This window comes from Aeromonas sp. LsrichE-8G, from assembly GCF_022869435.1.
Taxonomy (GTDB): Bacteria; Pseudomonadota; Gammaproteobacteria; order Enterobacterales; family Aeromonadaceae; genus Aeromonas; species Aeromonas caviae.
This window is the reverse complement of sequence record NZ_JALIHH010000009.1, coordinates 18,481-27,083: the sequence shown is the minus strand read 5'-3', so window position 1 is coordinate 27,083 and position 8,603 is coordinate 18,481. Positions and strand designations below refer to the sequence as shown.

Sequence of the window (8,603 nt, the reverse complement as noted above, 5' to 3'; positions counted from 1 at the left end):
CGGTATAACCTGGCCAGAAGGAGGCAATATCAATATGATGCACGGCGACAGCAGGGTGATGGTGGTGGTGTGTTTGGAGACAGCCAGTTTACCAGCACCCTGTCTGTCAACTTCCACTTCCCCAAGATCCCGCGAAGAACCAAAAAGAAGGGATGCGCACCCTGCGTACATCCGGCCTCGAGAAAGCGCGTCTTGGCGTCACCAGCCTGGCCGAAATCAACAGGATCACCACCAACTGAGTTCGCAGTGCCCGAGTCATCTCGCCGGGTGAAGCCGCTGCCATCACCCCGATGACCTTCTTCAAGCCAAGATGAGCCGGACAGGCAGCAGCATCCGGCCACCGTCGCCCAATTGCAGGATGCAGTGATGGCCACATTAGCTCAAAAACGCAACGCACCGAAAAAAGTCTTCTCCTACCGCTGGCACGGCGTCAACCGCAAGGGACAGAAGGTCTCCGGCGAGCTGCAAGCCGACAGCATCACCACCGTCAAGGCCGAGCTGCGCAAGCAGGGCGTCAACGTCACCAGGGTCAGCAAGCAGAGCCAGGGGCTCTTCTCCAAGGGCGGTGCCAAGATCAAGCCGATGGACATCGCCGTCATCTCCCGCCAGATCACTACCATGCTCTCCGCCGGCGTGCCTCTGGTGCAGAGTCTTCAGATCATCGCTCGTGGCCACGAGAAAGCGGCGGTGCGCGAGCTCATCGGCCAGATCGCCGCCGATGTGGAAACAGGCACCCCGCTCTCGGAGGCGTTGCGCCGCCATCCCCGCCACTTCGACGACCTCTATTGCGACCTGGTCGAGGCCGGGGAGCAATCCGGTGCACTGGAGACCATCTACGACCGTATCGCCATCTACCGCGAGAAGAACGAAGCCCTCAAATCCAAGATCAAGAAGGCCATGTTCTATCCGTCCATGGTCATTCTGGTAGCCATCGTCGTCACCTCCATCCTGCTGCTCTTCGTCATTCCCCAGTTCGAGGATATCTTCAAGAGCTTCGGTGCCGAGCTGCCCGCCTTCACCCGGTTCGTCATCGCCATCTCCCGCTTTATGCAGGAGTGGTGGTACGCCATCTTTGGCGGCGCTGCTCTCGCCGTCTTCCTCTATGTGCGGGCCTGGCGAAAATCCCAGAAGGTCAGGGACAACACGGACAAGTTCATCCTCACCATTCCCGTGGTGGGCAACATACTGCACAAGGCGGCCATGGCCCGTTTTGCACGCACCCTCTCCACCACCTTCTCCGCCGGTATCCCGCTGGTGGATGCCCTGGTCTCGGCGGCCGGAGCATCGGGCAACTATGTCTATCGCACTGCGACCATGGCCATTCGCAACGAGGTGGTGGCCGGCATGCAGATCAACGTCGCCATGCGCACCGTGGATCTTTTCCCCGACATGGTGACCCAGATGGTGATGATCGGTGAGGAATCCGGCGCCATCGACGACATGCTCTCCAAGGTCGCCGCCATTTTCGAACAGGAGGTGGACGACATGGTCGACGGCCTCACCAGCCTGCTCGAACCCATCATCATGGTGGTGCTCGGGGTGCTGGTCGGCGGCATGGTCGTGGCCATGTACCTCCCCATCTTCAAACTGGGCTCTGTGATACACTGACCCCCTCGGCAGAGGGCCGGGCGGTGCATTTCCCCCCGGCCAACTGTCATCCCCGTTCCCGACACAAGCGATTGATCTATGGTGCCTTTGATCGAACTGGCCCAGGGCTTGCCCTGGCTCTATCTCTCCTTGATTTTCCTTTTCTCCCTGATGGTGGGCAGCTTCCTGAACGTGGTGATCCATCGTCTGCCCATCATGATGGAGCGGACCTGGCATGCCGAATACAGCGACTATTTCGGTGACGGTGAAGAGACTCCTCCTGCAACCGGACGATACAACCTCATGATGCCTCGCTCCCGCTGCCCCCACTGCGACCACCCCATAGGGGCGCTGGAGAACATTCCCCTGCTGAGCTGGCTATGGCTCAGGGGGCGCTGCCGCAACTGCCACGCCCCCATTTCGGCTCGCTATCCCCTGGTCGAGCTGCTCACCGCCCTGCTGTCGGTCTCGGTAGCAGCCGCGCTTGCCCCCGGCTGGGGCACCCTTGCCGCTCTGCTGCTCACCTGGACATTGGTCGCACTGACCTTCATCGACCTGGACAAGATGCTCTTGCCGGATCAGCTCACCCTGCCCCTGCTCTGGGTTGGCCTGCTGTTCAATCTGGCGGGCGGTTTCGTGCCCCTGGCCGATGGGGTGGTCGGCGCCATGGCGGGTTATCTGGTGCTCTGGAGCCTCTACTGGGCCTTCAAGCTGCTGACCGGCAAGGAAGGGATGGGCTATGGCGACTTCAAACTGCTGGCGGCGCTGGGCGCCTGGCTCGGCTGGCAAGCCTTGCCCATCGTGCTGCTGCTCTCTTCGCTGGCGGGCGCCATCATCGGCATCGGTCTCATCCTGCTGCGCAACCACCACCAGGGCAAACCCATTCCCTTTGGCCCCTATCTCGCCATCGCGGGCTGGATAACGCTGCTGTGGGGCGATAGCATCACCCGCTGGTATCTTGATGTCGTGCTCTAGCAAAAGGATCTCTGACCCATGTATGTAGTCGCAATCACAGGGGGAATCGGCAGCGGCAAGACCACGGTTGCCAACCGCTTTGCCAAGCTGGGCATCGAGGTGGTGGATGCGGACATCATCGCCCGTGAGGTGGTGGAGCCCGGCACCCCTGCTCTGGCTGCCATCGCAGCCCATTTTGGCCCGGATGTCGTGACCCCCGATGGCCAGCTCGATCGCCGCCGGCTGCGAGAGCGGATCTTCACCGACTCGCAGGCCAAGGAGTGGCTCAATGCCCTGCTCCATCCCCTCATCCGCAGCGAGATGCTGCGCCAGTGTGCGGCAACCCGCTCCCCCTACTGCCTGCTTGTCGTCCCCTTGCTGGTGGAAAACAGGCTCACTTCCCTCGCCGATCGGGTACTGGTGATCGATGTGGACGAAGCGACACAAATCGAGCGTACCTGCCGCCGCGATGGCGTCAGTCGGGAACAGGCCCAGGCGATACTGGCGTCCCAGGCGAGCCGCAGCGAGCGCCTGGCGATGGCCGACGACGTCCTGGACAACCAGAGTGGTACGAGTGAGACCATCTGGCAGCGAATTTTCGCCCTGCACCAGACATATCTGGCATTTGCCTCTCAACAAGCCCAGCAACTGTGAGTACACTAGGCCGGTTTATGGCTGGCCAGGATTAGGCATGATTTACGATTTCCCCCTCAATGAAAAAAGCCGGACCTATCTTCGTCTGGAGTCCCTGTTTTCCCAGATCCGCGACAATCTGGAGAGTGACCAGTCCTGGGCACATATCGCCTTCTTCAAGGGGTTGTTCGATTTGCAGGAGTTGCTGGAGCGTGGTGACCTGCGTGCCGATCTCATCAAGGATCTGGAGCGCCTCGGCCAACGCCTGAGCCACTGGGCCAGTCTGCCTGACGTCGATCTCGAGCAGATCCAGCGGATGCAGCAGGAGAGTACCCAGCTCTCCCGCAACCTGCTGAACTCCCCGCGCCCCGGCGCCCGTCTGAAAGAGGATCGCCTGCTCGGCTCCATTCGTCAGCGCTTCTCCATTCCGGGTGGTCTGTGCGCCTTCGATGTGCCGCAACTGCACCACTGGCTGGCGACCCCGGCCGTCACCCGCCACCAGCAGATGCAGCAATGGCTGAGTGACATCACCCTGCTGATGAACGCCATCTCCCTGTTGCTGCGCCTGTGGCGCGAGTCGGGCAACTTCAGCGACCAGGTGGCCACCAACGGCTTCTTCCAGGATACCGCCGAAGGGGCTGAACTGATCCGCATCCGTCTGGCGGGCACCCAGCCCTGCTATCCGACCCTGAGCGGCCACAAGAACCGCTTCGCCCTGCGCTTCCTGCCGACGACGGAACAGCAGATAGGCGACGTTTCCTTCCAGCTCGCCTGTTGTTGAGGAGCGCCCCATGGTGACCAAGGTAAAGTGCCCGACCTGTCAGAGCGAGATCGAATGGGGTCCGCAGAGCCCGTTTCGCCCCTTCTGCAGCAAGCGCTGCCAGCTAATCGACCTCGGCGAGTGGGCGGATGAACAGAAGCGCATCCCGGGCGAGATCAACCCGGATCTGCTGCCCGACCCAGAACAGGGCGATCCCTGGCAATAAATACTTCACGATCAAAAAAGGGCCCTCAGGCCCTTTTTTGTTAGTATCGATTCCCTTTCAGGCAAGCGAGGCCTGCAACCGCGCGACGATGGGGCCGTTGGCATCCGGGAAGCGGTATTCGTGCAGCGAGGCCAGTGGCACCCAGCGACACTCCTGCCCCTCCTTGCCAAAGGGCTCGCCGTGGAAGCGGGTCACTTTCCAGATATCCAGCAAGACCTGCTTGTCGGGGTAGTCGTGGTGCAGCTCCATGAAGGGGGCACAATCTTGCACCCGGATCCCGATCTCTTCCCATAATTCCCTGTCCAGCGCGGTGAGCAGATCCTCCCCCGACTCCACCTTGCCACCAGGAAACTCCCAGCGATCCCCCTGATGGCGATCGGCTGAGCGTTTGGCGATGAAGATATCGCCCCGTTCGTTCTCGATGACGCCCACCGCCACCCAGATCCGTTTCTTCTGTTCCATCATTGTCCTCAGCGTAAACACGGCAAACGGGCGATCCAGGGGGCAAGCCGAATGGCCTGCTGATCCCCCCAGGCCCTGAAGAGATCCTGCCCGACATGCTCATTGCCCGGCGGCGCAACCTGCGGCCAGGGCACCGCACCGGGCGGAGTGAAACAACGATCGTGTACCCGCGCGCTCTGGCGCAGATAGCGCCATAAACAGTCTCGCAAGAACCACTGGTCGATGTTCGGTGTTTCCATGGTACTGGGCTGATAGCTCGCCATCAGCGGCGCAAGGGGAGGCAGCACACCGGCCACACCGCCCCACATGCCGGCCAGCACCAGATCGGTGTGGCTCCACCAGTCACGCATGATATGGAACCAGCGCCCCGATGCAAGCCAGTCATCGACCGCCAGCCGCTCCCGCAGATTCAGCACGGAGTCCGCATCGCGCACAAGAAAGCGCCCCACGCCGGGATCATTGGCGACCTGGAAGCGCCAGCAGAGGCGCTGACGCTGGGATTGGCCATCGGGCTGCACCTTTATCTCGGCGCCATGTTCCTGCAGGCAGGCCAGAAACCCCTGAGGGACACTGCCATCCACATAGAAGCGCACCCGCCAGCCAGGATAGAGGTAAGCTGCGGCCAGCACATTGTCGAGCGCTCCCCGCAAATAGCGAGGCTGTACTCCCCACAAGGAGAAGGCGATGACTGCCTGCTTCTCCCCCTGCTCCGCGAGCCAGTCATCCGGCCCCTCTATCGGCAGCACCCACCCTGCGACAGGCTGCGAGACGGCCTCATCCTTGAGAGTCAGGGCACGGGTTCCCGCTTGTGCCGCTTCTTCATGGCGTCCTAGCTTGGCAAGGGAAGTGCAAAGCCCGTCATGGACCAGATAATCATCCGGCTCGCGCCGCACCAGTTCGACCAGGTGCATCACGGCCCGCTCATGTTGATCGGAGCGCGAGAGGCAGACACAGAGATTGCGCAGCACCTCAGTGTTATCGGGCGCGGATCGGTACGCCAGCGTCAGCACCTGGGCCGCCGAGGCGGGATCGCCGGACAAAAAGAGGTAATAGGCAAACTGCAGTTGCAGGGGAACAGATTTGTTCGTCTCTGCGTTCAGCCTGCTCAGCACACAACGGATCGCCTCCTGGCGTCTCTCCTGCAGCCAGTGCCCATGTGCCTCCCCATCCCATCCCGCCGGCAATCTGCTCATCGTCCCCTCCTTGGTCCGAAAATGAATACACCGCCCGAAGGCGGTGTATTCATCATGGCAGGGTGTCAGGTCAGCTGACCGTGACAGTGCTTGTATTTTTTACCCGAACCACAGGGGCAGGGATCATTGCGCCCGATCTTCTGCTCGTCGCGCACGAAGGTGGTATGGCCCTCGGCCCCACCCGTATCCTCGTCAGCCAGCTGGTTTTCGGCCGTGGCATGGGTGTAGGTACGGGGAGCGGCTTCGGCCTGCTGGCGCTGCTGCTCTTCCATCGCCTCCACATCCCGCTCCTGCACCTGTACCCGGCTCAGGATGCTGACCACGTCGCGCTTGAGGGTTTCCAGCATCTGGGTGAACAGATCGAAGGATTCGCGCTTGTACTCCTGCTTGGGGTTCTTCTGGGCGTAGCCGCGCAGATGGATGCCCTGACGCAGGTGATCCATGGCCGCCAGGTGCTCTTTCCACAGGCCGTCCAGGGTTTGCAGCATCACCGCCTTCTCGAAGTTGCGCAGCACCTCCTTGCCGACCAGCTCTTCCTTGTGGGCATAGAGCTTGGTGGCTTCATCCAGGATGCGTTCGCGCAGCTTCTCTTCATACAGCTTGTCGTCTTCCGCCAGCCACTGCTGCAGCGGCAGATCCAGGGCGAAATCGGACTTCAGACGCGCTTCCAGACCCGGCACGTCCCACATTTCTTCCAGGGACTGGGGCGGGATGTACTCGTCGATGATGGCGCCGTAGACGTCGTCACGGATGACGTGAATGGTCTCGGAGATGTCGTTGGTGTCCAGCAGTTCGTTGCGCTGCTCGTAGACCACCTTGCGCTGATCGTTGGCCACGTCGTCGAACTCGAGCAGGTTTTTACGGATGTCGAAGTTGCGACCTTCCACCTTGCGCTGGGCATTCTCGATGGCCTTGGTCACCCAGGGATGCTCGATGGCTTCGCCCTCTTCCATGCCCAGCTTCTTCATCATGCCGGTCACGCGGTCGGAGGCGAAGATCCGCATCAGGGTATCTTCCATGGAGAGGTAGAAGCGGGAGGAACCCGGATCACCCTGACGACCGGAACGGCCGCGCAGCTGGTTGTCGATACGACGGGATTCGTGACGCTCGGTACCGATGATGTGCAGGCCACCGGCCGCCAGCACTTCGTCATGACGCACCTGCCAGGCCGCTTTCAGCCCGGCAATCTGCTCGCTTGACGGGTTTTCCAGCTGGGCGATCTCCGCCTGCCAGTTGCCGCCCAGCACGATGTCGGTACCACGACCGGCCATGTTGGTGGCGATGGTGACGGCGCCGGTCTGGCCGGCCTGGGCGACGATCTCCGCTTCCATGGCATGGAACTTGGCGTTCAGTACCTTGTGCGGGATATTTTCCTTGGTCAGGATGCCGGAGAGCAGCTCGGAGTTCTCGATGGAGACGGTACCGACCAGCACGGGCTGGCCGCGCTTCACGCACTCGCGAATGTCCTGCACGATGGCCGCGTATTTCTCCTGGGCGGTCAGGTAGACGAGATCGCCCATGTCCTTGCGCACCATCGGCTTGTTGGTCGGGATGACCACGGTATCCAGGCCATAGATCTGCTGGAATTCAAAGGCTTCGGTATCCGCAGTACCGGTCATGCCCGCCAGCTTGTCGTACAGACGGAAGTAGTTCTGGAAGGTGATGGAGGCCAGGGTCTGGTTCTCGTTCTGGATCTTGACCCCTTCCTTCGCCTCAACCGCCTGGTGCAGACCGTCTGACCAGCGACGACCCGGCATGGTGCGGCCGGTGTGCTCGTCGACGATGACGATCTCGTCCTTCTGGACGATATAGTCGACGTTGCGCTCGAACAGGGTGTGCGCGCGCAGGCCGGCATTGACGTGATGCAGCAGGCTGATGTTGGTGGCGGAGAACAGGGAGTCATCCTCGGCCAGCAGTCCCTCTTTCTTGAGCAGCTCTTCCACGAAGATCTGGCCGTTCTCGGTCAGCAGCGCCTGGCGGTTCTTTTCGTCCACCGTGTAGTGGCCGTCGCCGGTGTACTCCTCGGAGTCTTCCTTGTCCTGCTTGACCAGCAGGGGGATCAACTTGTTGATCTGGGTGTACATGGCGGAGCTGTCTTCCGCCGGACCGGAGATGATGAGCGGAGTACGAGCTTCATCGATGAGCACCGAGTCCACCTCATCCACCAGCGCGTAGTTGAGCGGACGCTGTACACGCTGCTCCGGCGAGAATGCCATGTTGTCGCGCAGGTAGTCGAAACCGAATTCGTTGTTGGTACCGTAGGTGATGTCGGCAGCGTAGGCATCGCGCTTCTGGGACGCATCCATGCCGGGCACGTTGCAGTCCACCGTCATGCCGAGGAAGGCGAACAGCGGGCGGTTGGCTTCCGCATCACGCTTGGCCAGATAGTCGTTCACCGTCACGACGTGCACACCGCGGCCGGTCAGGGCGTTCAGGTAGGCCGGCAGGGTGGCCGTCAGGGTTTTACCTTCACCTGTCTTCATTTCGGCGATGCGGTTGGAGTTCAGCACCATGCCGCCGATCAGCTGGACGTCGAAGTGACGCATGCCGAACACACGGCGGGAGGCTTCACGGACGGTGGCGAACGCCTCCGGCAGCAACTGCTCCAGTGTTTCGCCCTGCTCCAGACGTTGACGGTACTCGGCGGTCTTCGCCTGCAGTTCCTGATCGGACAGTGCCTCGAACTGAGGCTCCATCGCATTGATTTGTTTTACAATTTTGCGCAAAGCCTTGAGCGTTCTGTCATTCCGGCTGCCGATAATCTTGGTGAGCAGTGTGCTAATCATGG

The 8,603-nt window shown here is 61.3% G+C and carries 8 protein-coding genes; 5 read left to right on the top strand and 3 right to left on the bottom strand.

The features are described 5' to 3' along the window. Positions 1 to 366 precede the first annotated feature (366 nt). The 5 genes from MUW49_RS03075 to yacG all read left to right on the top strand — a co-directional run bounded on the left by MUW49_RS03075 (position 367) and on the right by yacG (position 4,160). Complete coding sequence (locus tag MUW49_RS03075; RefSeq protein WP_010675822.1) at positions 367 to 1,608, top strand: type II secretion system F family protein; 1,242 nt, start codon at positions 367 to 369, stop codon at positions 1,606 to 1,608. 78 nt (positions 1,609 to 1,686) lie between these two features. Further along, positions 1,687 to 2,562, top strand: a complete 876-nt coding sequence (locus tag MUW49_RS03070; RefSeq protein WP_113978309.1) for an A24 family peptidase — start codon at positions 1,687 to 1,689, stop codon at positions 2,560 to 2,562. Between the two features lie 18 nt (positions 2,563 to 2,580). Continuing rightward, the gene (gene coaE / locus MUW49_RS03065; protein ID WP_113978310.1) at positions 2,581 to 3,195 is read left to right on the top strand and encodes a dephospho-CoA kinase; all 615 of its coding nucleotides are present in this window, start codon (positions 2,581 to 2,583) and stop codon (positions 3,193 to 3,195) included. Positions 3,196 to 3,232: 37 nt separating this feature from the next. Next, the gene (gene zapD, locus MUW49_RS03060) at positions 3,233 to 3,955 is read left to right on the top strand and encodes a cell division protein ZapD (RefSeq protein WP_010675825.1); all 723 of its coding nucleotides are present in this window, start codon (positions 3,233 to 3,235) and stop codon (positions 3,953 to 3,955) included. Between the two features lie 10 nt (positions 3,956 to 3,965). Further along, on the top strand, positions 3,966 to 4,160 hold the full coding sequence (gene yacG, locus MUW49_RS03055; protein ID WP_039040499.1) for a DNA gyrase inhibitor YacG: 195 nt from the start codon (positions 3,966 to 3,968) through the stop codon (positions 4,158 to 4,160). A gap of 57 nt (positions 4,161 to 4,217) precedes the next feature. On the opposite strand, the gene mutT is transcribed toward yacG, so the two are convergent. The 3 genes from mutT to secA form a co-directional block, all read right to left on the bottom strand. Continuing rightward, a complete protein-coding gene (mutT, locus tag MUW49_RS03050) occupies positions 4,218 to 4,622 on the bottom strand; it encodes an 8-oxo-dGTP diphosphatase MutT (protein ID WP_171864957.1) in 405 nt (134 codons plus the stop codon). A gap of 8 nt (positions 4,623 to 4,630) precedes the next feature. After that, entirely contained in the window at positions 4,631 to 5,815 is a 1,185-nt protein-coding gene (locus MUW49_RS03045; protein ID WP_244812384.1) for a tetratricopeptide repeat protein, read from the bottom strand. A gap of 65 nt (positions 5,816 to 5,880) precedes the next feature. Then, positions 5,881 to 8,601 carry a preprotein translocase subunit SecA gene (gene secA, locus MUW49_RS03040; protein WP_103261558.1) on the bottom strand — a complete coding sequence of 907 codons (2,721 nt, stop codon included), beginning with the start codon at positions 8,599 to 8,601 and terminating at the stop codon, positions 5,881 to 5,883. Positions 8,602 to 8,603: the final 2 nt, after the last annotated feature.

Bases quoted from the DNA above. Each gene is read 5' to 3' on its own strand.
- MUW49_RS03075 (WP_010675822.1), top strand. From the start codon at position 367: ATGGCCACATTAGCTCAAAAACGCAACGCACCGAAAAAAGTCTTCTCC.
- MUW49_RS03070 (WP_113978309.1), top strand. From the start codon at position 1,687: ATGGTGCCTTTGATCGAACTGGCCCAGGGCTTGCCCTGGCTCTATCTC.
- coaE (WP_113978310.1), top strand. From the start codon at position 2,581: ATGTATGTAGTCGCAATCACAGGGGGAATCGGCAGCGGCAAGACCACG.
- zapD (WP_010675825.1), top strand. From the start codon at position 3,233: ATGATTTACGATTTCCCCCTCAATGAAAAAAGCCGGACCTATCTTCGT.
- yacG (WP_039040499.1), top strand. From the start codon at position 3,966: ATGGTGACCAAGGTAAAGTGCCCGACCTGTCAGAGCGAGATCGAATGG.
- mutT (WP_171864957.1), bottom strand. From the start codon at position 4,622: ATGGAACAGAAGAAACGGATCTGGGTGGCGGTGGGCGTCATCGAGAAC.
- MUW49_RS03045 (WP_244812384.1), bottom strand. From the start codon at position 5,815: ATGAGCAGATTGCCGGCGGGATGGGATGGGGAGGCACATGGGCACTGG.
- secA (WP_103261558.1), bottom strand. From the start codon at position 8,601: ATGATTAGCACACTGCTCACCAAGATTATCGGCAGCCGGAATGACAGA.